The organism is Vibrio sp. SCSIO 43136 (assembly GCF_023716565.1).
Lineage (GTDB): Bacteria > Pseudomonadota > Gammaproteobacteria > Enterobacterales > Vibrionaceae > Vibrio.
This window is the reverse complement of sequence record NZ_CP071848.1, coordinates 1,541,981-1,568,155: the sequence shown is the minus strand read 5'-3', so window position 1 is coordinate 1,568,155 and position 26,175 is coordinate 1,541,981. Positions and strand designations below refer to the sequence as shown.

Sequence of the window (26,175 nt, the reverse complement as noted above, 5' to 3'; positions counted from 1 at the left end):
ATGCGTATCCATCAAGTTCATCACTTATATCAAGATAGACTGGCTAGAGCCACGAAACCTTTCAGCGCGCGTGGTGCTAAGGTCAAACGATGTGAACTTTGTATGGTTGCGAAAGAGCACTGCATTTGTGACCATCAGCCTGATATAGAAACGGACATCGCTGCAATGGTGATCATGTCTGACAACGAAATTCTTAAGCCGAGCAACACGGGACGTCTTATCGCTGACGTAGTCAAAGAGTGCCATGCGTTCGAGTGGAGCCGCACTGAACCATCAGCAGAGCTGTTAGCATTAATCAACAGCCCAGACTATCAACCTGTGATTATTTTCCCTGAGCAGTACGTCGATGATCGTGCCCGCTTAGTCCATTCTTTTAAACAAGACACCGAACGCTTCTCTAGCCAACCAAAGCTACTGCTGATATTTCTTGATGGCAGTTGGAAGGAAGCAAGGAAAATGTTCCGTAAGTCTGATTACTTGCAGAAATTACCGGTGTTTTCAGTAGAGCCAGAGGCGCTCTCTGAATATGTTCTGCGCCGCTCGGAGAACAGCAGTCATTTAGCGACCGCAGAAGTAGCTTCCATTGTCTTGGAACAGGCCAACCAACCAAAAGCGGCAAAACTGCTCGCCAGTTGGTTTGGCGTCTTTAGTGAAAGCTATATGTTGAGTAAAACCCGCTATAAACCAAATTTCGAAAAGCCGCAATTGCAACAATACATTCGTGAAATGGAGTAGGGTAAACCCGTTCAATTTAATACATTGGCTTACAAGCGAACACGACGGTGAACACGTTATAAACAGTTAGCGTTAACAGGTGTCGTAATACGCGCTGCGTCACGGATTGTAGGGAGTAGATATGGATAATGTCAGCATAGTTTTTAGGTTTTCACTTTTTTGACCTAAGCTGCGATTTTTGAATACTTTCTAGGAGAGAAACATGTACTACGGCTTTGATGTTGGTGGCACTAAGATTGAATTTGGTGCTTTCGACACCAATCTGGAACGAGTAGCGACGGAACGAGTTCCAACCCCGGGCGATGATTACGACAAGTTGGTCGAAACGATTGCTGGTCTGGTTGCAAAATACGACCAAGAACTTCAAACAGAAGGCACTATCGGTATCGGTATTCCAGGTATGGAAGATGCAGATGATGGCACTGTGCTAACGACTAACGTTCCTGCAGCGAAGGGTAAACCTCTACGTAAGGATCTTGAAGCTAAAATTGGTCGCAACGTAAAAATCGACAACGATGCGAACTGTTTTGCACTGTCTGAAGCTTGGGATGACGAGCTAAAAGATGAAGCGTCTGTTGCGGGTCTAATCCTTGGTACAGGTTTCGGTGGCGGTTTTGTATTCGAAGGTAAAGTATTTTCGGGTCGTAACCACGTAGCGGGCGAAGTAGGCCATATGCGCATGCCTCTAGATGCATGGTTCCACCTGGGTGAGAACGCACCAGTATTTGATTGTGGTTGTGGTAAGAAAGGCTGCTTAGATAACTACCTATCTGGACGTGGCTTTGAGCAACTATATGCTCATTACTACGGTGAGAAGAAAAAAGCGATTGATATCATCAAAGCACAAGCAGAAGGCGAAGCAAAAGCCGTTGAGCATGTTGAGCGCTTTATGGAGCTACTTGCTATCAGCTTTGCCAACCTATTTACTGCGTTTGACCCGCACACGGTTGTACTGGGTGGCGGTTTGTCGAACTACGATTTGATTTACGAAGAGATGCCTAAGCGTATCCCTAAATACTTACTGTCTGTAGCGAAAGCTCCTCGAATCATCAAAGCGAAACACGGCGATTCAGGCGGTGTACGCGGTGCAGCTTTCTTGAACATCAAGTAAATCTAACCGAATTAACCATGCCAGAGAGCGAAAGTTCTCTGGCATTTTTTGTATCTACAGCCAAGAATTTCACTACAATTTGAATGCAATTTGGCTAAATGACGTTAAAATGCCCCACGTTTTATAACGAATCATTTTAACAAGTAATTTTAGCTAAAGGTTGTAATGGAAACTCTCAAACTCCGTGATCGCTTGCATTCTTACGGCTGGTTTATTTTAGCCAACGCCATTCTCTCGGTCGTAATCGCTGGTCGCTATTACACGTTCATGCCGAAACTGCCTTCTGACGCTTTGGGCATTACCTTCATGGTTTCGAGCATCATCAGCCAAATGAGTTTGCTCATTGGTCTGGTTGGTCTGTTGGCAATGCCGCTCATCTTGTTACCTACAAAACTTCGTCGCACTGTTGTAGCCCTTTTTGGTGCGGTGGGTATTGCAACGCTATTTATTGATACCATGGTGTTTGCTCAATACCGCTTCCATATCAATTTAGTCGTCGTGAATATGTTGCTATCCGGCGGAATGGTGAGCTTTCCAATCTCTACTTGGTTAATCGTTATCGGTAGTGTGGTTGGTTTGCTTGTAGGACAGTACTTTCTGATCTCCAAACTTGAACAGCAGCCGAAACTTGCGGTAATGAAACGCAAACTAGGTTTGGCTTTTTCAGCATCAATTTTTGTATTGTTGTTGGTTTCTCACGGCACACACATTTGGTCGGCGGCTAACGTTTACCAACCAGTGACAGCTCAAGCCAAATATTTGCCTGTTTTCTACCCGACAACGGCGAATGACTTGATGGCCAAATATGGCATGTTAGATGTCGATGCGGTCGAACGCGAAAAAGCAATGCGTGTTAAAAGTTCTAATAACTTGAACTACCCAACAGAACCTTTGGTGACTAAACCGGTCGATAAACCACTCAATATCATGATCCTTGCGATCGACTCATGGCGTTACGATACGTTTAATGAAGTAGATTCTCCAAACCTGTGGAAATACGCACAACGCGGACAAGTGCTGCCAAATCACATCGCTAGTGGTAATGCGACTCGTATGGGGATCTTTGGTCTTTTTTATGGGATGCCAGGGACTTACTGGCACTCATTCCTAGCGAATCAGCAATCTCCAGTATTGATGGACCGTCTACAGGAGCTCAATTATGACTTAGGTATCTTCTCGGCTGCGCATTTACGTTCGCCAAGGTTTAAAGATACCGTATTTGCCAAAGTTGAGGATTTACGACTTGAATCTAAAGGCTCTCGCCCTTCGGAGTTAGATCAAAACGTTACCGATGAATGGTTAGAGTGGTATGACAGTCGTGATACTTCACAACCAGCATTCTCGTTTATTTTCTACGACTCACCACACGGCTATGATTTTCCAAAGGATTATTCGACTAAGTTTGAACCTGCAAAGCCAATTAACTACCTGAATCTGGATAATGATACCGATACAGTGCCGTTGATGAATTGGTACCGAACAAGTGTTCACTATACTGATAGCCTTGCAGGCCAAATATTAGATAAGCTTGAAGCAACAGGCGATCTTGATAACACCATTATCATCATCACCGCTGACCACGGTCAGGAACTTAACGACAACAAGCTAAACTACTGGGGTCACAACAGTAACTACACAGACCCACAAGTTCGTGTACCGTTTGCCATCATTGCACCAGGTATCACTTCAGACACCATTGAACTAGCAAGCCCAGATGCACTGACTAGTCATGAAGATGTTGCCCCAACACTGATGAAAAACTGGTTAGGGGTTGAGAGTGATATCGCAACTTACTCTACAGGACTGGATTTACTTGATGGTGAAGTAGAGCACCCATTTGTAGTGGCATCAATGTGGGCAAACTACGGACTAGTGACCAAAGAGCGCATCTTGGATGTGGGGGTTGGCGGCCAAACCACAGTGATGGATAAGGGTAATAAGGTGTTAGAAGAAGAATCGCCAAACTACGAACATGTGAGAACTGTGCTTGAGCGAATGAGCCGCTTCCAACGATAAGTGGCCTCGGTCACTCAAAAAAGCAATAAAAAACGCCGCAATGATCTGCGGCGCTTTTGTGTGTGCTAGAAATTATTTCTTCTTACCGACACCAAGATTCTCTTTTTGTGCCAAGGTAAGCTTTGAAAACCCAAGCTTTTTAAAGTGAGAATCACGGAAATCGCGTACCGCTTTAGTGTCTGAGACAGCTTCCACTTGTTGTTCCATCTTTAGGAAGTCGCTGATATCGATACCTTCAGCTTCGGCGACCGCTTCATGGATATTGCGATGCTTTTCATAAGAGAAGGTTAGGGTTTTCTCTTGCTTTTTGTAGGTGTAGATAATCGTTCTTGCCATGATGCTGCTCGTAATCGGGTTCAAAAAAATGTCGGCGCACTTTAGCTCGCCGACATAGGAAAATCAAGCTAGTTATAGCCGCCCTTGTAAAGGAATGACAGTGACGGCTTCACCAGTTTTAACGCTTTCAATGCTCGGACTAATCTCAATCAAACAGTTCGCCTCGCTCATCGAACGAAGGATACCTGAACCTTGTTTACCAGTGCTTCGAACTTCAAGTTGGCCCTTAGAGTTCAGAGCATACACTCCTCGCGAAAACTCTGTTCGACCTAAGCGAGAGCGAAGGGGTTCTAGCGCAACTGCTGGCACTTTTAACGGTAACCAATCAAGCTGGCCCTGCATTTTACGAATCGCAGGCTCAACAAAGTTAATAAACGACACCATGACGGCAACAGGGTTACCTGGTAATCCAAAGAAAGGCGTGTGATCGATCTTCCCGAATGCGAGAGGTCTGCCCGGACGCATGTTGATGCGCCAAAAGTTTATCTGACCAAGCTCGTCTAATACGTCTTTAATGTAATCTGCATCACCAACTGACACGCCTCCTGATGTGAGGATCATGTCGGCTTGTTGGGTAGCTTGTTTGATCGCATTGGCCATTTGTTGATGGTCATCTTCAAGGATGCCTAGGTCGATAACTTCACAACCAAGCGCAGTCAAAACACCTTTGAGGGTGAAACGGTTAGAATCATAGATGCGGTTTTCTTGCAGTGCTTCTCCCGGTGCTTGTACTTCATCCCCAGTGGAGAAAATGGCAACTTTCAGTTTTGAAAATACAGAGATTTTGTCGAAGCCTAAAGAGGCGACCATGCCCATTTCTGGAGATTCCAACAGCGTACCCGCGGCAAATACATCACTGCCAAGGCACAAATCTTCCCCTGCTTGACGTACGTTTTGACCTTGCTTAATCTTCGCAGATCCAAAAGTGACCATGTCACCATCTTGCTGGGATTGCTCACGCATGATGACAGTATCACAGCCTGCAGGCATCGGAGCACCTGTCATGATCTTTACGGCTTCTCCTACAGCAACCGTACCTTCGTACGCTTGGCCTGCCATAACCTCGGCAACGACAGTATAACTTGGGCACAATGTTTCGCCGTTAATAGCGTAACCATCCATAGCCGAGTTCGTGTAAGCAGGTACATTGATAGGGGACTTAATGGCTTGAGCTAAGGTGCGATGGTATGCGTTGTCGATAACAACGGATTCGGTTTGCTCAAGGGGCTCGATTTGCTCCAAGATGGCTTGTTGCCCTTGTTCCACGGACAAATATGCTGGAGATAAAGTATCACAGCACGCAGCTGGTGCGGCTGATGGAGCACCTTGAGTACTTGCGTAATGCACAACAAATTGTGCTATCGCATCCAGGTCATTGATAGACATCACTGGTAGAGATGTGTCTACCTGCTCATCACATGCGATGGCGACAATGTTTTTATCGGCTGGATATAACCAAGGTTTGTCCAAAGCTTGACGATGAAGCTCAATCTTTGGAAAGGCAATATTTTTGCAGCCTTCGACCAAGATAATATCTAGGCTCTCAGCATCAAATCGAGACAGCAGGTATTCAAATTGTGCTTCTGCGTCCGGTGTTTCTGTCATCAACGCAAAGCGATTTCTAGAAGCAATCAACATCTGCTCAGCACCAGCTTTACGTAAGCGATAACTGTCTTTACCCGGCTTATCAACATCGAAGTTGTGATGAGCATGTTTTAGTACACCAATACGTAAACCTTTTTCAGTTAACTTTGGCAATAGAGATTCTAGCAACGTGGTTTTTCCCGTACCGCTGTATGCTGCAAAGCCGAGAATAGGAAGGTCAGGCAAAGTCATAGTAACGTCCCAAATTGTTCTAGTTCTTGTGGTGTATTGAGATTGATAAAGCTCTGGTCGTCATCACTAAAATCGATAATCTTGGTGCGGCATTCATCGTAGAGCAAAATGATCTTACGATCGCCGCGATCTAAAAATGCTTCTAGCTTGTCGAGCACTCGTTTGTGGAACAGAGTAAATACCGGTTGGATGTGCTTGCCATCGTGGGCGACCAATATATCCCAATCATCTGATGCTGTTTGAGTAAAGCGTGTAATCAAGGTCTCCGAGATCAGTGGGCTATCGCAGGGAACAAAGCCTACCCAATCGGTAGACGCATTTTTCAGTCCAGAATGAATACCACCCAACGGCCCCAAAAAACCATCGAATAGGTCCGAGATCACAGGAGCATAGTGACGATAACGTTCTTGATTGCGGTTGGCATTAATAATGAGGTGCTGACTATGAGGCTTTAAGCGCTCGATAACATGTTCTATGAGTGGTATTTGATTGAGTAGAACCAAGCCCTTGTCTTGGCCCCCCATTCGAGTTGCTTGACCTCCAGCCAAGACAACCCAACTAATTTCAGTTTGAGGCGACATATTTATTCTCATTGTCATGAGGCACTACGACTTTAAGTGCAGGTGACTCATGCAAAGTTTGTTGTTTTAGGTGCCACTGTTTAGTGCACAGTTGCGTTAACGCATTTTCTTGATGACTGGTGATCACCAAACTTGACCCCTTATCGATGAGGTCTTGGCACATTACCACCAAACGCTCGATAGACTCTTGATCTAAACTGGCACTTGGTTCATCCATAAGCAAAATGGATGGGTTTAATATCCATGCACGAGCCATTGCAACACGTTGCTTTTCGCCTCCCGATAACAAGGAGACGTGCTCATCGGCAAGGGTTTCAAGGCCGACCATGCGCAGCGCATTTATGACTTGGTTTCGTTTATTGCGTTTGGAGTCAGGGCCGTATTTTATCCCATACACGACGTTTTGGTACACACTCCCATCGAATAGATAGGGAGATTGGTGTAGGTAGATCACACCATTTTGAGTGTTGGTTTTGAAAAGTCGTTTAAACAGACTAGGGCGAAGCTGGTTAACACTTCCACCTGTTGGGTATAGCAGCCCCGCAAGGATCTTCAACAGTGTGGTTTTGCCAATGCCATTATCACCCTTTAAGTACACCACATCTCTTGGCCCAAGCTCTAGCTTTGGGATATGGAACAGCAGGCGCTGTTTGAATGTCATCGACAAGTTTTGCCCACGAATAGTCAACATAGTCTGCCTCATTAAGTTCTCATAAAGCCTTTGCCGCGAACACTCGACAAAGCAAAATTAAGCATAAGCGCCAGTGCCAATAATACCATGCCAAGTGCGACACCTTGAGCGAAAGCACCTTTTTGACTCTCCATGGCGATCGCGGTTGGGATATTACGAGTGACGTTCATAATATTTCCGCCTACCATCATTGAACAACCGACTTCCGTAATGATCCGAGAGAATGCCGCAATGGTCGCCGCCATTAGCGGGAATCGGTTTTCCCACAATAGCGTGTGTACGACTCTAAATGGTGAAACGCCAAGAGTTAAGGCCGTTTCGAGAGCGCGTTTATCACTCGATTGCAAAGCGCCATGCATCATTGAAACCAAAATCGGGAAGCAAATAAGCATTTGTCCCAAGATCATCGCTTTTTGGGTGAAAAGCATTTGCCAATCCCCAAGAGGACCCGCTCTAGATAACAGCATATAGAGCAATAAACCAATCACGACCGTTGGCACCGCCTGTAGGGTATTCACAAGCGAGAGCAAAAACCATTTACCAGGAAACTGAAAGTAAGCTAACGAGTAGGCAGCTAAAAGCGCAGGAAGTGAGACCAGAAGCAAGGCGGTCAAGGATACTGAGAATGATACGCCGACAATGGTCCAAAGCTGCTGGTCAAAACTGACCAACAGCTCCAGTGCTTCAAGGGTTGTTTGCCACAAAGTCATATAGATTAGTTAGCGTTAGCAACGAACAGCTTTTGGCCTTGGATCGTAAAGCTGTTGATCAATGACTGAGCTTTAGGCGTGATTAACCAGTCACGAAAGACCTTGGCGCCTTTAACATTCAGGTCCGGATAACGAGCTGGATTTACCAAGATCACTTGATAAGGGTTAAATAGGCGCTCATCACCTTCTACTGCAACCATCAGATCGACTTTGTTTTGATAGGCTAGCCAAGTACCTCTATCTGTCAGTGTATAGGCTTGCATTTCAGAAGCCATATTTAAGGTAGGCCCCATGCCTTGGCCAACAGAACGATAACCACCAAAGTTTGGTTCGATTTGGCTTTGTGCCCAAAGATTTAGCTCTTTTTTATGTGTGCCAGAGTCATCGCCTCGTGAGACAAACATTGCTTGGTTTTTAACAATGGATTGAAAGGCGTTGGCAACGTCTTTTTCACCATAAACGCCAGCAGGATCATCTTTCGGTCCGACAACCACAAAATCATTGTACATAAGCGCATGAGGCTCAATACCGTAGCCTTTTTCGACAAAATCTGCTTCTGCTTTTGGTGCGTGGGTCATCACTAAGTCAACATCACCATTTTCGCCCATACGCAGCGCTTTACCAGTACCTGCGGCAATAATATCTACTTGATAGCCGGTATCCTTTTGAAATTCAGGCAGCAAGTAGTCGAGCAATCCTGAATGGTATGTACTGGTTGTTGTGGCGAGGCGAACGTGGGGTAGTTCATCTGCCAAAGCGGTTTGAGAGAGTGTTGCAAGGGCCAACAGAGGGTAATTAATAGTCTTCATGCTATGTCCAATGGTTCTTATATAAACGTGCTAAATGGTTTTTTTATTCTCAGCGGCGCATGTTGCAATCCTAATGCCAACCATCGGTGGTGCAAAGCAATATCTCTAAGATCAAACAATCTTTTCTGGGTGACAGCCCCACAGTGGCTGGGCTGTTAGACTTTGGTCTAAATTGACTAGGTTTATAAAGTGCGATGTCACTATTTAGTTGAAAAAAGGGACATTTAGCAGTGAAGAATATTGCATAGGGACAAAATGTCTCACATACTGTTGGCTACCATTTGCAATGAATGGTACCTATTGTCTCACTGATACGCTTCAAGGTGTTTTATGTCCCATCTACACAATAATTATAACCAAGCCCAGCAACAAGAACCTCGATATAAAGCGTTCTCTGTATTGGTTGTCGATGATGAAGTCGGTATGCAAGCGATCTTGAAGAAATCTTTGGGTAAATGGTTTTCTAAAGTTGAAAGTGCAGGAAGCATCGAAGAGGCCGAAGAGTTAAGGCAACAAAACCACTATGACTTAATTATTCTCGACATTAACCTTCCTGGACGTTCAGGAATTGAATGGACAGAAGCCTTTAGTGACCCAGATAAGCCCAGTGATGTGATTTTTATGACCGGTTACGCTGATCTGGAAACCGCAATCAAAGCACTAAAACTAGGGGCAACCGATTTTATCTTGAAACCGTTTAATCTAGAGCAGATGCTGCAATCGGTTAGCCGTTGTATGGATAAGCGCTTGGCCCAACGTATGCAAATGGCGCTCAAGCATGACATGTTGCGTTATCAATCAAGTGACATTATCGGCGGTTCAGAGAAAACTAAGCAGCTCAAGCAATTGATTTGTCAATTTGCGCCGTCTAAAGCTTCGGTGCTGGTCGAAGGGGAGTCTGGTACAGGTAAGGAGCTCGTTGCAAGAGGTATTCATCAAGCCAGTGGTCGAGTTGGGCCTTTTGTTCCTGTGAACTGCGGGGCTATAGCACCCGAGCTTTTAGAAAGCGAACTGTTTGGTCATGCTTCTGGAGCATTTACTGGCGCACGTAAAAGTCGAGAAGGACTGTTTCGCGTAGCGCACGGTGGTACCTTGTTCCTTGATGAGATTGGGGAAATGCCTCTTGCGATGCAATCTTCTTTACTTCGTGTGTTAGAGCAACGCACGATCAGACCTGTAGGCACGGAAAAAGAAGTTGCCATCGATGTTCGTATTGTTGCGGCGACAAACCGCGACCTTCAAAAACAGGTTGAGCAAGGTGCATTTCGTAAGGATCTGTTCTATCGATTAAATGTACTCAAAATTGATGTGCCAGCCTTAAAAGAACGTAAATCAGATCTCAATGAACTAGTGCCTTTTTTCACCCGTATTTTGGCCAAAGAGTTAGGCATGAAAGAGCCACAATGGGCGCACGAAGATATTTCAGCAATGCATGATTACGACTGGCCGGGCAACGTTCGAGAGCTTAAAAACTTGATGGAGCGGTGCATTTTACTAGGCAAACCGCCAGCGCACTATTGGCGCGAACTTAATGGCGAAACGACGGCACCGAGAGTTTCAGTGACGCTGTCACATGATGCGGAGTTTCCTCATCTTATCGATCAAAGGAATGATGATGTCGGTGGCTATCCCAACGAATGGACGCTAAAAGATGTCGAAAAATCCCATATACAGCAGGTGGTGCGCTTCCATGACGGTAATAAATCTGCAGCCGCTCGCCAACTCGGCGTGGCACGTAAAACGCTAGAGCGAAAATACAAAGAGTGGGACGCTGAAGGGGATGTTTATGCCGAGTAACACGGCTAAACGCTCTGGCGGTTTACTGGCAAAACTTCGCTTATGGCAATTTAGGTTTCGTACTATGGTACGTTACCGCTTGTTATTTCTGACCTCAGCTCCAATTGTGTTGACCTTACTGGCACTGGTTGGGATCACTGTTTATTGGTCGACCCATTACACTTGGCAAAATGCCTTGGTTAATGTGGAAGAGAAGCTTTCGGTGGCTCAAAACAGTACCGAGATCTTACAAGCCAAGCAGGCGCAGAGCATTCAGTCCATCGGAGATCACTATCATTTACGACGACTTTGGGAATCGGGCGATCTCGAAACACTCAACTATTGGCTGGCGCAGCAGCGCCAGGAGCATGGGTTAGACTACCTTCGCTGGGTTAATCAGTATCAAGACTTACCTGTCAGTGATATCGCAAACAAAAGCACTTTCTTAACTGTGTTAGATAAAGAGCAGTTAACACAGCTAGACCCAACGCTGGCACGGCGTGCGCAAGTGGAACTGCGTGACAAAACAGGGATCGAGACTCGCGGCTTAGTCAGTCGCACTATCTTTCCCGTACGTATCGATGACATCACCTTAGGCTATCTTGATGGCGGTATCTTACTGAATAACAGCACTCAGTTAGTTGATAAGATCCGTAGTCTTATTTATCCCAAACCAAGTCCTTTGCAGCCCAAAAAAGGCACGGTCACCATCTTTTTAGACGATATTCGTGTTAGTACCAATGTGCCGCTCAGCAGTGAAAGCCAACAGGGCCGTGCAATAGGTACTCGGGTCTCAGAAGAGGTAAAAAATATCGTGTTGGGTAAGGGGCAAAATTTCATCGACCGAGCGTATGTTTATGACGATTGGTATATCACTGCATACCAACCACTGAGAGACAAAGAAGGTGCAGTGGTTGGCATGCTTTACACTGGGTATTTGATCTGGCCACTGATCAAGGTTTATATCACCAACCTAGGCGAGATAGGTCTAACCATCGCAACCTTACTGATTATTTCAGGCATGATGGTATATCGCGGTTCTCGAGATTTGTTTGATCCAGTCGAGCGCATTCATACCGTGGTTAAAGCAGTGCAAAAAGGTCATAGCCGTCGCATTGGTATGCTGGGGCTGCATAAAGAGCATGAGCTGGAACAACTGGCGAGCCAATTCGATATCATGTTGGACTTACTTGAAAAACGAAACCAAGAGATCCGCAAAGCCGCCGACGAACTGGAAGAGAAAGTTCAATCACGTACCGTAAAACTCAAAGAGCAAACCGAAGCGCTAGAGCATCATATTGTGCTTTTAAACCAAACTCGTGACAAATTGGTAGTCAGTGAAAAGCTAGCCGCTCTAGGACAATTGACTGCGGGTATCGCCCATGAAATCAACAATCCTACTGCCGTTATCTTAGGTAATGTTGAGCTGCTAAAGTTTGAACTTGGCGAGGAAGCAACCCACGTTGATGACGAACTTACGGCGATCATGGCGCAGATCGACAGGATCCGTACCATCACTCGTTCTTTGCTGCAGTATAGTCGACAAGGCGGAATTCAAGATGAGATCACTTGGCAGCATATCAACCCAATCATTGAAGAGAGCCTGACTCTGGTGAAGACGGCAGTGAAGAACCAAAATATTGAGATTCAGACCGACTTCAAGGCTAAAACCATCATAGAGATGAATCGTCACCAGTTACTTCAAATTCTAGTAAACATTGAAATGAATGGTATCCATGCGATGGATGGGGAGGGGACATTGTTGATCACGACCCAAGATTGGGTTGAAGGAAACCAAACCAAAGGGGTTTTGGTTGAAATCCATGATCAGGGATGTGGCATTGCTCCCGAATCACTTAAGCGAATCTTTGACCCGTTTTACACCACAAAGCGTGAAGGTACTGGTCTCGGACTATCCGTTACCCAGAGCTTGCTTGAGCAATCCGGAGGCGATATCAAGGTAAGCTCTACTGAGGGTGAAGGGTCGACCTTCACCCTAATGTTGCCAAGTAAAGTTGGCCAAATAGAAGCGCAGCTGATTACTACTGGCACCTGAACTGGGCAACGACGCCGGACAACTGGTTAGAAGCGGTGTCTACTTGAGACGCCGCAGACACTGACGTCATGACTGCGCCTTGGGTTTGGCTAGCGAGCTCTGCGATATGAGTAATATTGCGATCAATCTCGGCAGATACCATGGCTTGCTCTTCAGAGGCCGTAGCGATTTGCGAGTTCATATCAAAGATATGACTTATCTCCTCCACAATGCGTTGAATGGCTTCAACTGCCTGAATGGTTTGAAGATTGGTTTGCTCTGCTTGATGCAGACTGTTTTGCATCAGACTTACGGTCTTTTCAACGCCTTCACTCAGGCCATCTATAGTGCCTTCAATTTCTACGGTGGAGTCGGTGGTGCGTTGAGCTAACTGACGCACCTCATCAGCAACCACAGCGAAGCCACGACCATTTTCTCCTGCGCGGGCAGCTTCAATTGCAGCATTGAGGGCCAATAGATTGGTTTGCTCAGTGATGCCTCTTATCGTACCAACTACGGTGTGTATTTCTCGACTTTGCGCCTCTAGTGCCTGGATCAGGGTTTGCGAATCATGGATGTTTGAAGTCAAGGATTGGATACTGCTGCCCGCAATATTGGTCAGGCGCATACTTTCTTCGGCTTCATTTTTGACTGTCTCAGCTTTGTGGGCTGCGTTGTCGATATTGTTGGCGATCTCTTTGGTAGTTGCCAACAGTTGGTTAACAGCGGTGGCAATTGAGCTCGACTCTTGTTGCTGCTCTTGTGCAAATTGTAGTGATTGCTCGGAGGCTTGCTGTGAGTGGGAAACGGAATCAGCCAGCTGCTCAGTCACATCAGAAATGGACACCATATTGGTTTGAAGTTTTTTAATGAATAAATCGAATGATTGGCTCAGTTTAGCCAACTCATCATGCCCCTCATCATTCATTCTTACGGTGAGATCCGCTTGCCCAGAGGCGATGCCTTGCATTAAGTTTTTGACTTTGATGATCCGTGTCGTCACTTTGTAGGTCAGCAGCATGAGTAACACAGAGACAGAAATGGCGATGACGGTTGTGGTCAATTGTAAGCTCCAACTGATCTGGTTTTGACTCTGCGTAACTAGCTGACCGATATCTTGCTGCATTTCATCTAGTGCTTTCTCGGTGCTATGTACATTTGCTCGCAGTGTTCCACGCATCCCAGAGTTATGATCCAAGCCTAACAATACCATGGCATCATAAAGCTCACTCACTAGGTTTTGATAGCTGCTCGCTTGCGCAGCGATCTCGGTATCCACTGCGAGCAGACTGCCTTCAAACGCTTGCCATGCTCGATTAAAGCGAGTGACTTCTTCCTCGTTGGCGACCAGCAAAAACCGATTCTTCGCATTGAGAGCCTGGTTCAGATTTAAAGCAAGTGGCGCATTATTTAAAGAATCCACTCGTATTAGTAGCGTCAATTCTGCTTGTTCGACTTGATGGATTAACCCGTTGTCTCGGTTTCCGATCTTCTGAAACTGAGCCGCCAGTTGGTTAAACTGCATTTTATAGTCAGAGAGCGTTGTCGAAGCGGTATTAAAATGTTGGCTCGCGTCAGCAAGCTCATTTCCTATCAGTTGGTTGAGAGTTTGCACTTGAGAGACGAGTAGTGCGTGGGTGCGATTAAACTTGTCGATGTATTTCGGAAGTTGACGGCTAAGGAAGTCTTTCTCATGCCGTCTCAGCATGAGAAGTTGGGTTTGGTTATTAGCGTTGAGTTCCGCAGCTTGTTGCAATCGATCGAGCGTATTGAGTGCGAACTGCTGGTACACGGTATAACCTGCTAGCGACACTAGCAAGATGATAGTAACGCCTAACATTTTCTTTCGAATAGAGAAACTGCCAAACCATGACGTATGCTGTGGGGTGGTTGAGTCCATAACGAGCTCCTAGCCTTGTATTTTTGCGCAAAGCGCATGACTGACGGCCCGAACTGTTATTGTTACATTATGATTACATTTTTATGACGGGCTAACTAAGTGTTAGCCCATCAAAGGAGAGTACGCAAGGTGAGTTGTTGAGGGTATTAAGGCTGGGACAATTTTCAGCCTTTTACATCGAAGTCAATTTTCTCAGCACCACTAAAGACTTGAAAGCGTAATCCCTTCGCCCTCGCAATTGTTGTGATTCCAAACTGTTTCGCAAGATCTAGTCCCATTTGTGTCACACCTGAGCGAGAGAGCAATACAGGTATCCCCATTTGAGCGACTTTAATGACCATCTCTGAAGTTAAACGACCTGTGGTATAGAAAATCAAATCCTCCCCCGACACCTTGTTCACCCACAATTCGCCTGCAAGTGTGTCTACGGCGTTGTGTCTGCCGACATCCTCTACGAAGGAAATGATATCGTTACCTCGGCAGACAGCGCAGCCATGAACAGCGCCGGCTTTTTTGTAGGTGTCATTAAAATGGGTGAGTGCCTCTAAAGCGGCGTAAATATCCGACTGCTTAAGCGCTACTTGCGGAACTTGATAGTTTTCAAGTTGCTTCATCACATTGCCATACATAGTACCCTGGCCACATCCTGATGTGACGGTTTTCTTTTTAAGCGCTTTTTCTATATGAGCAACATCTTCTTTGGTAGTGACTGCCGCAGTATGGGTTTCCCAATCTATGATCACTGACTCAATGGCGTCTGGATTATCAAGGAAGGCTTGGTTTTTTAAATAACCTAATACCAAGGCTTCAGGGCGAGAGCCCAATGTCATCAGTGTCACTACTTCTTTCCAATTAAGCATCACGGTCAAAGGGCGCTCGCAGGCAATTTCTTTGGTAAGTTTCTCTCCGTATTCGTCAAACACTTCCACTGTTTGTGTTTGAAGAGGCGATTGACCTGTTTTAATGATGCTAGGTAGGTTGAGCTCTGCCACAGACTATCCTTAATGTTTGAGTTTTTATTAGTTTGACCAATTTGGTTGTCGGTTCTACAACGCAGTTTTGCCCAGTAGAGAGCAAATCTTGCGCCACTTTACCCGATGTTATTAATAGAGTGAAAGGTTAAGCCTGATAAAGCGATCTAGACCAAGGCGGTACTCGGCAATTTTGGCGTAAGAATTGCTATGCTGTAGTGAAATCTAAAATAACGAGAATCTAAAATGATCGAACAAGAGAGTAAATCAGACACCCTTTGGCCATTAGCCTGCCTATTAACTGAGAAACAAGTCTCTCAAGGTCGTTGGGCGACCTCCCAATGGGAATGGACAAATGTCGAGACGCAACCTTGTCAAACGAGCACCCTAGTGATGCCTTTAGAGCTCTACCTAGATGAGCGTACCGATTATCGATTTAACCTAAGCTCTCAACAACCCAAGCTATTTATGGCCTTAGAACAAACTGACCCGCCTAAACCTGTTCAGATCACCGCTTCACAAAGCGTTGCTGGCAGCTTTTTGGACGGCGACTACTTAGTATTGTCAATTGACATGCCACTGCCTGTTCAAGCTTGGATGGAAGCCTTTATCGGTCGAAATGGAGAGCTATTAGAACAGCGACGCAAAAAACGTAAAGGCGCAGGAAGAGCGAGTGGCCAATGAGTTTCTTTAAACGCTGGTCAGAGCGCAAAATTGAAAGTGATAAAACACCTCAACAGTCTAAGCCAAATGCAGATGACTCTAAGACAAATATTGATGAGTCCGCAGACGTAGTCAACTCAGGTTCTGAGGCGGTGCCAGCTTTAGAAGAAGCGCCACTAGAGCAAGAAGCGACTCTGGCAGCAATGCTCGTCGAAGGTGTTGATAAGCAAGTTAAAAAAGCAGCAATGCGTAAGCTTTTTCTCAGTGGTGAGTTTAGTGAGGTTGACGGTTTAAATGACTATGATCACGACTATAAAGCGGTAAAAAATCTCTCTTCTGAAGTCGCTGAAAAGCTCAGAGATTGGGCCAAAGAACACATCGAAGAAGAGCCGCAAGACGAAGAGAATAACGAAACTAGTGACATCAATGAGTCAAAACTTCCTGATGACGACGTAGCCCCAACTGAAGCCAGTGATAAGGAAGTGGGACAAAATGTACCACATAGTTCGTAGGGTCATTTTGACCTATCAATCATTAACCTAGAATGGGACATTTTGTACATTTTTATAAAACTCTGTTCACATAACAATCAGTAATTGCGTTTAAAACATTGAACTGTAGGCACTTTTAAATTGGATCGTAATTTGCAGTAGGCATTGGTCTTAATAATAAAAATAGCCAAAAGCCATGTTGAAGCAATTCCTACAGACTACAAATAGCGTCAACGGTAAAGCTCGATTGTCCGCAATTGAGCAAACTGTAGAGCTAAGAAATCTCATCCCACCTACGGTGAGTTACCAAAGTAAAGGGCACTTAGCTGTCATTGGGCCAGTCGCCTTGATGCAAGATCTAGCGCCCCAATTGGACGATATGACGTCCGTTCACTATTTTTGTGTGGATCAGCTCCCAGAGGGCCTGACACCAGAAAGCAAATCTCAGTGGTATTTGGTGAATCAGATTGAAGTCACGGGCTTTCTGGGCACATATACTCTCACCGTTGACAATACGCTCAATCCTGCGATTGCCACCATAGGTAGTGATTGCTTTGATGTTGTTCTCGACTTAACCCTAAACGGCCTCATGAAAGAGGAGGTCGCGGTACCGGGTTACTACCCTGTGGGAAGAGGTTACCCAAGCCTGCCTGATGCGCTTGAAGAGATCCCAACGCTGATGGGAACTTTCGATAAACCAAAATTTTTCCGTCTGGACAACGACAAATGTGCACACAGCTCTCGCGGTATTAAAGGATGCGACCGCTGCGTAGATGCTTGCCCGGCAGGGGCTTTGACCAGTGATGGTAACGATCAAATTGGTCATAAAATCCAAATTAACCCTTATTTATGTCAAGGCGTTGGGACTTGTGCGACCGCATGTCCAACAGAAGCTATTTATTACGCCTTACCTGAACCTACTCAGACTCAGCAATTCATTACTAACTTGCTTGCAAACTACAAACAAGCACAAGGCGAGAACCCAAGCATCCTTTTTTGCAGCGAGCGTCATGAGAACTATAACGTCATGGCACTACAGGCACTTGAAGACAATGTTATTCCAGTGGTGCTTGAAGAGCTTCCTTCCGTTGGTATCGATACTTGGCTTAGTGCACTAGTGAATGGTGCAAGCAAAGTAATGTTTGCTGCTAGTCATCACATGCCAAAAACTGTCATTCGTGTGTTGGAACAAGAAGTCACATTGGCGCAGCGACTTCTGTCCCAATTGAATATTGATAAAGAGCGTATCGAAATTTTGTATTTGGAAGACTTGCGTCATGGTCTACCTAGGTTATTTGACACAGCGCTTATCGATAAGAAGTGGCATGCAGAAGGGGATAAGCGTCACCGCCTGTTTGCGGCTTTAAATGAGCTTTCTGCACAGCACCCAGCAACTCAATCCATCACAGAACTTCCAGTGACTGCGCCATTTGGTCAAGTGACGTGCAAAGGTGAAGATTGCACATTATGTATGGCCTGTATTGCAGTTTGTCCTACGGGAGCACTACACAATGATGGTAATGCACCTCAACTCAAGTTTGTCGAACAAGATTGTATTCAATGTGGCATGTGTGAGAAAGCTTGCCCAGAGCAAGCACTGTCACTGACGCCCCGTTTTAATTGGGATGCCAAACAGCGTATTGCCGTCACCACTATCCACCAAGAACCCGCTGCGGAATGTACTTGTTGTGGCAAACCTTTTGCCCCTCAGTCACTCATCGGCATGCTACAAGATAAGTTACGTGGTCACTCGCATTATGCAGATGAGCAAGCTATTGCGCGTATTGCGATGTGTGAAGACTGTCGAGTGAAAGACATGTTTAGTGCCATGGCAGAAAACCCAGAACAGCAATTGAGAATGTAGGTTAATCATGCAATTAGAAGAACAACAGATGAGATCGGAAATCTACGCTATGCTGGCTGCCTTGTTGCGAAATGCCCCTAATCAACAACAACTTGATTGGTTATCGACCCTTGAGCTTCAAGGGGTTGAGCATCAACCAATGAAAATGGCATGGAGGAAGCTAAAGCAGGAAGCACAGAACATCACCACCGAACAGGTTGAACAGGAATACCAAGATCTTTTCATCGGCATCGGCCGTGGGGAAGTGATGCCGTTTGCGTCTTGGCATTTAACGGGTTCACTAATGGAGAAGCCCCTCGCCATGATCCGTGATGATCTGATTCGACTTGGGTTTGAGCGAAGTGAACACACTAAAGAGCCCGAAGATCATATCGCTGCACTTTGTGAAGTAATGGCAATGATCGACAACGATACCCAAGCTTTCCATTTCTTCAATCAACATATTCAACCTTGGTTTGCATCATTAGTTGAACAAATTGAGCAAACCAAAAATGGGCAATTCTATCTGGGCGTCGCCGCAGTATTGAACCAGTTTCTTCAACTGGAACAAACTCGATTTGCCCAAATCCCGGTACGGGAAAAGATTTAAAACAACGAGAGTAAAGTTAGTAAAAAGAGAAACCAACAAGGTTTCCTAAAGGAGCAATGAATGAGTAACGAGAAACAGGTAGACAGCTCTAAACGTGACCTGCTGAAAGGGATTGCTACAGCAGCAGTAACTGCAACGGTAGCAACCGCAGCGACTAAGGCCTCTGCATCGCCAACCACACAAACGACAGAAACTAAGAAGGTGACGGGTTATCACGAAACTCAACACATTCGTGATTATTACGACTCACTGTAGGGAGCATTTTCAATGAAATTAACTAAACGCTCCAACTGCGCTGAGTTGGAACAAAATCGTCTCGGTATCAGTCGCCGAGCATTCATGAAGAATACATCGATCGCTGCTGGTGGTGCTGCGGTAGGTGCGGGCTTATTTGCACCAAGCATGATGAAAAAAGCCCAAGCGGCTGATGTTGATCACAGTGCGCCAGTAGAAATCAAGCGCACCATCTGTTCACACTGTTCTGTTGGCTGTGGCATTTACGCCGAAGTACAAAACGGCGTTTGGACAGGGCAGGAGCCTGCGTTTGACCATCCGTTTAATGCTGGTGGTCACTGCGCTAAAGGGGCAGCACTACGAGAGCACGGACACGGCGAGCGTCGACTTAAATATCCGATGAAGCTTGAAAATGGCCAGTGGAAAAAGCTGAGCTGGGAACAAGCGATTGAAGAGATAGGTGACAATGTCACTAAGATCCGCAATGAATCGGGACCAGATTCAGTTTATTGGTTAGGCAGTGCCAAACACAATAACGAACAGGCTTACATGTTCCGTAAAATGGCGTCACTTTGGGGCACCAACAATGTCGATCACCAAGCGCGTATTTGTCACTCTACAACAGTAGCAGGGGTGGCAAACACTTGGGGCTACGGTGCAATGACGAACTCATTTAACGACATGCATAACTGTAAGTCGATGCTATTCATCGGCTCAAACCCCGCTGAAGCGCACCCAGTCGCGATGCAACACATACTTATCGCTAAAGAAAAAAACGGTTGTAAGATCGTTGTTGCAGATCCTCGCCGCACACGTACCGCTGCAAAATCTGATCATTATGTTTCCCTGCGTCCTGGGTCAGATGTTGCATTTATCTGGGGCATCTTATGGCATGTGTTTAAGAACAACTGGGAAGATAAAGAGTTCATTCGCCAGCGCGTGTTTGGTATGGATGAGATTCGCCAAGAAGTAGCAAAGTGGACTCCAGCGGAAGTGGAGCGTGTTACTGGTGTGAGTGAGGCGGATGTTTACCAAACCGCTAAGCTGCTGTCAGAAAATCGTCCAGGCTGTGTTGTTTGGTGTATGGGTGGTACTCAGCACACCACAGGTAACAACAATACTCGTGCTTACTGTGTACTTGAGTTAGCACTAGGTAATATCGGTCAATCGGGTGGCGGTGCTAACATTTTCCGTGGTCATGATAATGTACAAGGTGCAACCGATTTAGGCGTATTGTCTCATACACTTCCGGGATATTACGGATTGTCAGAAGGCGCTTGGAAACATTGGTCAAAAGTGTGGGATGTCGATTTTGAGTGGGTGCAAAAGCGCTTTGACCAAAACGAGTACCGTGGCAAAAAGCCAATGAACAACATGGGTATTCCTGTCTCTCGCTGGGTGGATGGAGTACTTGAAAACAAAGACAATATTGAGCAGAACGACAACATTCGAGCCATGTTCTACTGGGGTCATGCGGTAAACTCGCAAACTCGTGGTGTAGAGATGAAAAAAGCGATGCAGCAGCTCGACATGATGGTAATTGTCGACCCATACCCAACAGTTGCCGCTGTAATGAATGACCGCACGGATGGCGTTTATTTACTTCCAGCCACTACTCAATTCGAAACCTATGGAAGTGTGACGGCTTCAAATCGCTCGATTCAATGGCGAGACAAAGTAGTGGAGCCTTTGTTCGAGTCCAAGCCTGATCATGAAATCATGTATCTTCTGACTAAAAAGCTTGGCTTCGCTGACCAACTGTTTAAAAACGTGCGTATCGAGAACAACCAGCCAGTTATCGAAGATATCACTCGCGAATTTAACAAAGGTATGTGGACCATCGGTTATACCGGTCAAAGTCCTGAACGTATGAAAGAGCACCAAAAGAACTGGCATACCTTCCATAAAACGACGCTCGAAGCAGAGGGTGGCCCAGCTCACGGGGAAACCTACGGCCTTCCTTGGCCATGTTGGGGCACCCCAGAGATGAAGCATCCTGGCACTCATATTCTTTACGATACGTCTAAGCCTGTTGCACAAGGTGGTGGTAACTTCCGCGCAAGATTTGGCGTTGAGTTCGAAGGTAAAAACCTACTTGCAGAAGACAGCTTTTCTAAAGATTGTGAGCTGGAAGATGGCTACCCAGAGTTTAGCGACAAGCTACTCAAACATTTAGGTTGGTGGGATGATCTTACGGCAGAAGAGAAAGCTGCCGCTGAGGGCAAAAACTGGAAAACCGACCTTTCTGGTGGTATTCAGCGAGTTGCGATCAAACACGGTTGTATTCCTTTTGGTAACGCTAAAGCTCGCGCCGTGGTTTGGACATTCCCAGATCGTGTACCGCTGCACCGTGAGCCACTTTATACGCCACGCCGCGATCTAGTAGCAGACTATCCAACTTGGGATGACAAAGAGTCTATCTACCGACTGCCAACTATGTATAAATCACTGCAAGACCAAGATAAGTCGCAGGAGTACCCAATCATCCTCACTTCTGGTCGATTGGTAGAATATGAAGGTGGTGGTGAAGAGACGCGCTCAAACCCTTGGCTTGCAGAACTTCAGCAAGAGATGTTTGTCGAGGTTAACCCGAAAGATGCCAACGATCTTGGTTTTAAAGATGGTGAAATGGTGTGGGTAGAAGGTGCTGAAAAAGGGCGTATCCATGTTAAAGCCATGGTCACACGCCGAGTGAAACCAGGCATGGCATTTATCCCTTTCCACTTTGGCGGTAAGTTCCAAGGAGAAGAGTTACGCGACAAGTATCCTGAGGGTACAGACCCATACGTGATTGGTGAATCCGCAAATATTGCTACGACTTACGGTTATGACCCGGTCACGCAAATGCAAGAAACCAAAGTCACCCTATGTAACATTCGCAAAGCGTAAGGAGTCTACCCATGGCTAAAATGAAATTTCTATGTGACACCAAACGCTGTATCGAGTGCAACGGCTGTGTGACTGCATGTAAAAACGAAAATGATGATGCACTAGAGTGGGGGATTCAACGTCGACGAGTGGTGACACTTAACGATGGTGAACCGGGTGAGAACTCTATCTCTGTTGCCTGTATGCACTGTACGGATGCGCCTTGCATGGCCGTATGTCCGACAGATTGCTTCAAACAAACTGAAGATGGCATCGTCCTTCACAATAAAGATCTATGTATCGGCTGCGGTTATTGCTTGTTTGCCTGCCCATTTGGCGCACCGCAATTCCCTCAACAGTCTGCATTTGGCGAACGAGGGAAAATGGATAAATGTACATTCTGTGCTGGCGGTCCAGAAACCGAAGCTGGCTCAGCTGAAGAGCGAGTCAAATACGGTGCAAACCGAATTGCAGAAGGCAAGCTACCTATGTGTGCTTCTTTGTGTTCAACCAAAGCACTGCTAGCTGGTGATGCCCAGAAAGTGTCTGACATCTACCGTCAACGTGTTGTGGAACGTGGTGCCAAAGGTGCTGGTTGGACAAATGGTGAAGATCTCGCTTTCGACGCAACAAAGAGCTAACTATGAAGACGCTACAACAACTTCTAATAGTCTTGGTCTCTGTGTTGAGCCTTAGTTTCAGCCAGCTTGCGCTGGCCGAAACTGAGCAACAAGATACGGCAAAAGAGATGATTGAACTAGCGGGCGCTGACTTTTGGCGTCAAGTCAAAGGTGGCGAGGAAGGCTACACGACATCCACGTCCGCTGAACACGGTATATTGATCAATACAACAGGGCAGCTATGGCGAGAAATTCGCAATAAATGGGTTACCCCTATTGGTGGGTTAATGATCCTTGGGGCTTTTGGCTCGTTGGGAGCTTTCTACTTATGGGCTGGTCAGATCAAGCTAGATAAACCAAAAACTGGTAAAAAAGTTTTGAGGTGGACTCGGTTTGAGCGTGCGCTGCATTGGTATACCGCTTCACTGTTCCTCATCTTAGCCATTTCTGGTTTGACACTGATGTATGGTAAATACCTGCTCAAACCTGTGGTGGGCTATACCGTTTGGGACTTTATCATTCAATTAGCTAAGACCAGCCACAACTATCTAGGACCATTGTTCGTACTTGGTATTGTAACTATGCTAGTCAAGTGGTTGAAAAACAACTTCTTTACCAAGGTTGACCTAGAATGGTTTAAACAAGGTGGTGGCATCCTGCCGAATGGTAAGCACCCATCTGCCGATTTTTGTAATGGTGGTGAGAAAGTTTGGTTTTGGTTACTCGCCACTGCCGGTGTAACAGTGTGTATTACTGGCTTAATCATGGACTTCCCTATGTTTGAACAAACGCGAGAAGTGATGCAAGTAAGTAACATCCTTCATGCGGTCGCATCGCTTGGGCTTATTGCCGCATCCTTCGGCCATATTTACATCGGTACCGTCGGCACGGAAGGGGCATTAGAGGGAATGAAAACCGGTTATGTGGATGAAACTTGGGCCAAACAGCACCACAATTTGTGGTACGACCGAATTAAAGACAAACAATAAAAATCTTTAGCCATCGAGCCGCTCTTGGAGATCAAGAGCGGCTTTTTTATTTGCACCATTTTGGGTGGCTGATTGAGTTTCTGGTGCACCACATATGTGCAGAAAGGTTTGGCATGGCGAACCACCATAGAGCAGTAAGTCTGTATCTTGCTGATATATATAAGAATTTAATGGTGCAATGCACGTGCTTCAGTGTTGGAATGATGTTTGCTATCTACCGATTAGTAAATAACAAATTGCACGGAGCACAGATTCTAATGAGCATCTCTACCAGTGAAGTACACGGCGCAGTACAAACACTGACCCAAAGTTCGGACACCCTTTTTCTTTTACTTGGCGCAATCATGGTTTTCTTGATGCACGCAGGTTTTGCATTTTTGGAAGTAGGTACAGTCCGTCGCAAAAACCAGGTGAACGCTTTGGTTAAGATCCTTGCTGACTTTGGTGTCTCTGCCATCGCTTACTTCTTTATCGGCTATTGGGTCGCTTATGGAGGTACATTTTTTGCCGATGCTGAAACACTTTCAGCAGGTAATGGCTATGAACTGGTTAAGTTTTTCTTCCTTCTAACCTTTGCAGCAGCAATCCCAGCGATTGTTTCTGGTGGTATTGCTGAACGTGCTCGTTTCTACCCAATTTTGATTGCGACTTTTTTCACCGTAGGCCTAGTCTATCCGCTGTTTGAAGGCATGATCTGGAATGGTAACTTCGGACTACAAGCATGGTTTGAATCTCAGTTCGGCGCAGGTTTCCATGACTTCGCAGGCTCAGTGGTCGTTCATGGCGTGGGTGGTTGGATTGCACTTGTCGCTGTTTACTTCTTAGGCATGCGTAATGGTCGAGTGCGCGCAGGTAAACATACTAACTTTGCCCCATCAAACATTCCGTTTCTTGCTTTAGGTGCATGGATCCTTTGTGTTGGCTGGTTTGGCTTTAACGTAATGTCAGCGCAAACCTTAAATGGCATCAGCGGCCTGGTTGCAATGAACTCATTAATGGCAATGACTGGCGGTATCTTGGTTGCACTAGTAGCAGGTAAAAATGACCCAGGCTTTATCCATAACGGCCCTCTTGCTGGTCTTGTTGCTATCTGTGCGGGCTCTGACCTAATGCACCCAATCGGTGCACTCATCACGGGTGGTGTTGCAGGTGGTGTTTTTGTTTGGCTATTTACCTTCCTACAGAACAAAACCAAGATTGATGATGTGTTGGGTGTGTGGCCGCTACACGGCGTATGTGGCGCTTGGGGCGGTATTGCTGCCGGTATCTTCGGTCAATCGGCTCTAGGCGGTCTTGGTGGTGTCAGCTTAACAGTACAAATCCTTGGTACATTAATAGGTATTGTCGTTGCGGTTGTCGGTGCAGGCATTGTGTACGGTATCTTGAACGCTGTCACTGGATTACGTTTGTCTGAGGAAGAAGAATACATCGGTGCTGATTTGGCAGTACACAAAATTGGTTCTTTAAACGAAGACTAAGTCTCTGAAATTATCCGATTATTGATTTGCAAAAGGGCGACGTATGTCGCCCTTTTTTCGACTATGGTCTACGTGTCCGATACCAACATTAGTGCTAAGGTTATATACAAGATGTAAGCAAATTGTAGGGACACAAGATGGCTTTTCCATATCGCAACATTGTAGTTTTGACTGGCGCAGGGATCTCTGCTGAATCAGGTATCCAAACATTCCGAGCCCAAGATGGGTTGTGGGAAAACCACCGCATTGAAGATGTGGCGACCCCCGAGGGTTTCATGAGAGATCCAGACTTGGTCCATGAATTCTACAATCAGCGACGACGCAAATTGCAACACAGCTCTATACAGCCCAATGCAGCCCATATTGCACTAGGCAAACTAGAACAGTTTTTGGATGGCACTGTCACTGTTGTCACGCAGAACATCGACAACCTCCACGAGCGTGGCGGTTCTAATAATGTGATTCACATGCATGGCGAGCTATTAAAAGCACGATGCAGTGAAAGCGCCCAAGTGATTGATTGTACGCACGACATCGTACAAGGCGACCTTTGCCACTGCTGCCAAATGCCTTCGCAGCTAAGGCCACACATAGTTTGGTTTGGTGAAATGCCGCTTAGAATGGGCGATATCTATGCAGCAGTAGAGCAAGCCGATCTCTTCATTTCTATTGGCACATCCGGCGTGGTTTACCCAGCAGCGGGATTTGTTCATGATGCCAAAATGCATGGCGCTCATACCATTGAAATCAATCTGGAGCCAAGCGCAGTAGAAAGTGAGTTCGCTGAGAAGCGTTATGGAAAAGCCAGTATTGAAGTGCCTAAATTGGTTGAGGAACTGTTGGGCTCAGGAAAGCAGGCGTTGAGAGCATAA

The 26,175-nt window shown here is 46.0% G+C and carries 23 protein-coding genes; 15 read left to right on the top strand and 8 right to left on the bottom strand.

Annotated elements, in window-relative coordinates; genetic code table 11:
• The 3 genes from J4N39_RS07195 (at position 1) to J4N39_RS07185 (ending at position 3,862) form a co-directional block, all read left to right on the top strand.
• On the top strand, positions 1-735 hold the full coding sequence (locus tag J4N39_RS07195; protein ID WP_252023547.1) for a tRNA-uridine aminocarboxypropyltransferase: 735 nt from the start codon (positions 1-3) through the stop codon (positions 733-735).
• Between the two features lie 202 nt (positions 736-937).
• On the top strand, positions 938-1,846 hold the full coding sequence (gene nagK, locus J4N39_RS07190) for an N-acetylglucosamine kinase (protein WP_252023545.1): 909 nt from the start codon (positions 938-940) through the stop codon (positions 1,844-1,846).
• A gap of 165 nt (positions 1,847-2,011) precedes the next feature.
• Complete coding sequence (locus tag J4N39_RS07185) at positions 2,012-3,862, top strand: DUF3413 domain-containing protein (RefSeq protein ID WP_252023543.1); 1,851 nt, start codon at positions 2,012-2,014, stop codon at positions 3,860-3,862.
• 72 nt (positions 3,863-3,934) lie between these two features.
• Here the strand turns inward: J4N39_RS07185 and J4N39_RS07180 are convergent, their stop codons facing one another.
• The 6 genes from J4N39_RS07180 to J4N39_RS07155 form a co-directional block, all read right to left on the bottom strand.
• On the bottom strand, positions 3,935-4,198 hold the full coding sequence (locus tag J4N39_RS07180) for a DUF2960 family protein (RefSeq protein WP_252023541.1): 264 nt from the start codon (positions 4,196-4,198) through the stop codon (positions 3,935-3,937).
• Positions 4,199-4,270: 72 nt separating this feature from the next.
• Positions 4,271-6,034: a bifunctional molybdopterin-guanine dinucleotide biosynthesis adaptor protein MobB/molybdopterin molybdotransferase MoeA gene (locus J4N39_RS07175; protein ID WP_252023539.1), complete on the bottom strand. Its 1,764-nt coding sequence runs from the start codon at positions 6,032-6,034 to the stop codon at positions 4,271-4,273.
• Positions 6,031-6,615: a molybdenum cofactor guanylyltransferase MobA gene (gene mobA / locus J4N39_RS07170; protein WP_252023537.1), complete on the bottom strand. Its 585-nt coding sequence runs from the start codon at positions 6,613-6,615 to the stop codon at positions 6,031-6,033. The genes J4N39_RS07175 and mobA overlap by 4 nt, the downstream gene beginning before the upstream one ends.
• Positions 6,599-7,306, bottom strand: coding sequence for an ATP-binding cassette domain-containing protein (locus J4N39_RS07165; protein ID WP_252023535.1), 708 nt, complete (start codon positions 7,304-7,306; stop codon positions 6,599-6,601). Before J4N39_RS07165 ends, mobA begins: the two co-directional genes overlap by 17 nt.
• An 11-nt stretch (positions 7,307-7,317) precedes the next feature.
• Complete coding sequence (locus J4N39_RS07160; RefSeq protein ID WP_252023533.1) at positions 7,318-8,016, bottom strand: ABC transporter permease; 699 nt, start codon at positions 8,014-8,016, stop codon at positions 7,318-7,320.
• A gap of 5 nt (positions 8,017-8,021) precedes the next feature.
• Positions 8,022-8,825, bottom strand: a complete 804-nt coding sequence (locus tag J4N39_RS07155) for an ABC transporter substrate-binding protein (RefSeq protein WP_252023531.1) — start codon at positions 8,823-8,825, stop codon at positions 8,022-8,024.
• 330 nt (positions 8,826-9,155) lie between these two features.
• On the opposite strand from J4N39_RS07155, the gene J4N39_RS07150 reads away from it, so the two are divergent.
• Complete coding sequence (locus tag J4N39_RS07150) at positions 9,156-10,622, top strand: sigma-54-dependent transcriptional regulator (RefSeq protein WP_252023529.1); 1,467 nt, start codon at positions 9,156-9,158, stop codon at positions 10,620-10,622.
• Positions 10,612-12,657 carry a sensor histidine kinase gene (locus tag J4N39_RS07145; protein ID WP_503063876.1) on the top strand — a complete coding sequence of 682 codons (2,046 nt, stop codon included), beginning with the start codon at positions 10,612-10,614 and terminating at the stop codon, positions 12,655-12,657. Before J4N39_RS07150 ends, J4N39_RS07145 begins: the two co-directional genes overlap by 11 nt.
• On the opposite strand, the gene J4N39_RS07140 is transcribed toward J4N39_RS07145, so the two are convergent.
• Both J4N39_RS07140 and J4N39_RS07135 read right to left on the bottom strand, forming a co-directional pair.
• Positions 12,644-14,536, bottom strand: a complete 1,893-nt coding sequence (locus J4N39_RS07140) for a methyl-accepting chemotaxis protein (protein WP_252023527.1) — start codon at positions 14,534-14,536, stop codon at positions 12,644-12,646. The genes J4N39_RS07145 and J4N39_RS07140 overlap by 14 nt on opposite strands.
• 164 nt (positions 14,537-14,700) lie before the next feature.
• A complete protein-coding gene (locus J4N39_RS07135) occupies positions 14,701-15,528 on the bottom strand; it encodes a formate dehydrogenase accessory sulfurtransferase FdhD (RefSeq protein ID WP_252023525.1) in 828 nt (275 codons plus the stop codon).
• A 225-nt stretch (positions 15,529-15,753) separates the two neighbouring features.
• Here J4N39_RS07135 and J4N39_RS07130 point away from each other — a divergent pair, with 225 nt between their 5' ends.
• The 10 genes from J4N39_RS07130 to cobB all read left to right on the top strand — a co-directional run bounded on the left by J4N39_RS07130 (position 15,754) and on the right by cobB (position 26,175).
• Positions 15,754-16,191, top strand: a complete 438-nt coding sequence (locus J4N39_RS07130) for a DUF3305 domain-containing protein (RefSeq protein ID WP_252023523.1) — start codon at positions 15,754-15,756, stop codon at positions 16,189-16,191.
• On the top strand, positions 16,188-16,682 hold the full coding sequence (locus J4N39_RS07125; protein ID WP_252023521.1) for a DUF3306 domain-containing protein: 495 nt from the start codon (positions 16,188-16,190) through the stop codon (positions 16,680-16,682). The genes J4N39_RS07130 and J4N39_RS07125 overlap by 4 nt, the downstream gene beginning before the upstream one ends.
• A gap of 175 nt (positions 16,683-16,857) precedes the next feature.
• Positions 16,858-18,525: a 4Fe-4S dicluster domain-containing protein gene (locus J4N39_RS07120; protein WP_252023519.1), complete on the top strand. Its 1,668-nt coding sequence runs from the start codon at positions 16,858-16,860 to the stop codon at positions 18,523-18,525.
• 28 nt (positions 18,526-18,553) lie between these two features.
• Complete coding sequence (locus J4N39_RS07115) at positions 18,554-19,114, top strand: TorD/DmsD family molecular chaperone (RefSeq protein WP_252023517.1); 561 nt, start codon at positions 18,554-18,556, stop codon at positions 19,112-19,114.
• Between the two features lie 60 nt (positions 19,115-19,174).
• Positions 19,175-19,369, top strand: a complete 195-nt coding sequence (locus J4N39_RS07110) for a transcriptional initiation protein Tat (RefSeq protein ID WP_252023515.1) — start codon at positions 19,175-19,177, stop codon at positions 19,367-19,369.
• A gap of 12 nt (positions 19,370-19,381) precedes the next feature.
• Positions 19,382-22,237, top strand: a complete 2,856-nt coding sequence (locus J4N39_RS07105) for a formate dehydrogenase subunit alpha (protein ID WP_252023513.1) — start codon at positions 19,382-19,384, stop codon at positions 22,235-22,237.
• A gap of 11 nt (positions 22,238-22,248) precedes the next feature.
• Positions 22,249-22,857, top strand: coding sequence for a formate dehydrogenase FDH3 subunit beta (fdh3B, locus tag J4N39_RS07100; RefSeq protein WP_252023511.1), 609 nt, complete (start codon positions 22,249-22,251; stop codon positions 22,855-22,857).
• A gap of 2 nt (positions 22,858-22,859) precedes the next feature.
• A complete protein-coding gene (locus J4N39_RS07095) occupies positions 22,860-23,825 on the top strand; it encodes a formate dehydrogenase subunit gamma (protein ID WP_252023509.1) in 966 nt (321 codons plus the stop codon).
• A 257-nt stretch (positions 23,826-24,082) separates the two neighbouring features.
• On the top strand, positions 24,083-25,303 hold the full coding sequence (locus J4N39_RS07090) for an ammonium transporter (RefSeq protein WP_252023507.1): 1,221 nt from the start codon (positions 24,083-24,085) through the stop codon (positions 25,301-25,303).
• A gap of 137 nt (positions 25,304-25,440) precedes the next feature.
• On the top strand, positions 25,441-26,175 hold the full coding sequence (gene cobB / locus J4N39_RS07085) for a Sir2 family NAD+-dependent deacetylase (RefSeq protein WP_252023505.1): 735 nt from the start codon (positions 25,441-25,443) through the stop codon (positions 26,173-26,175).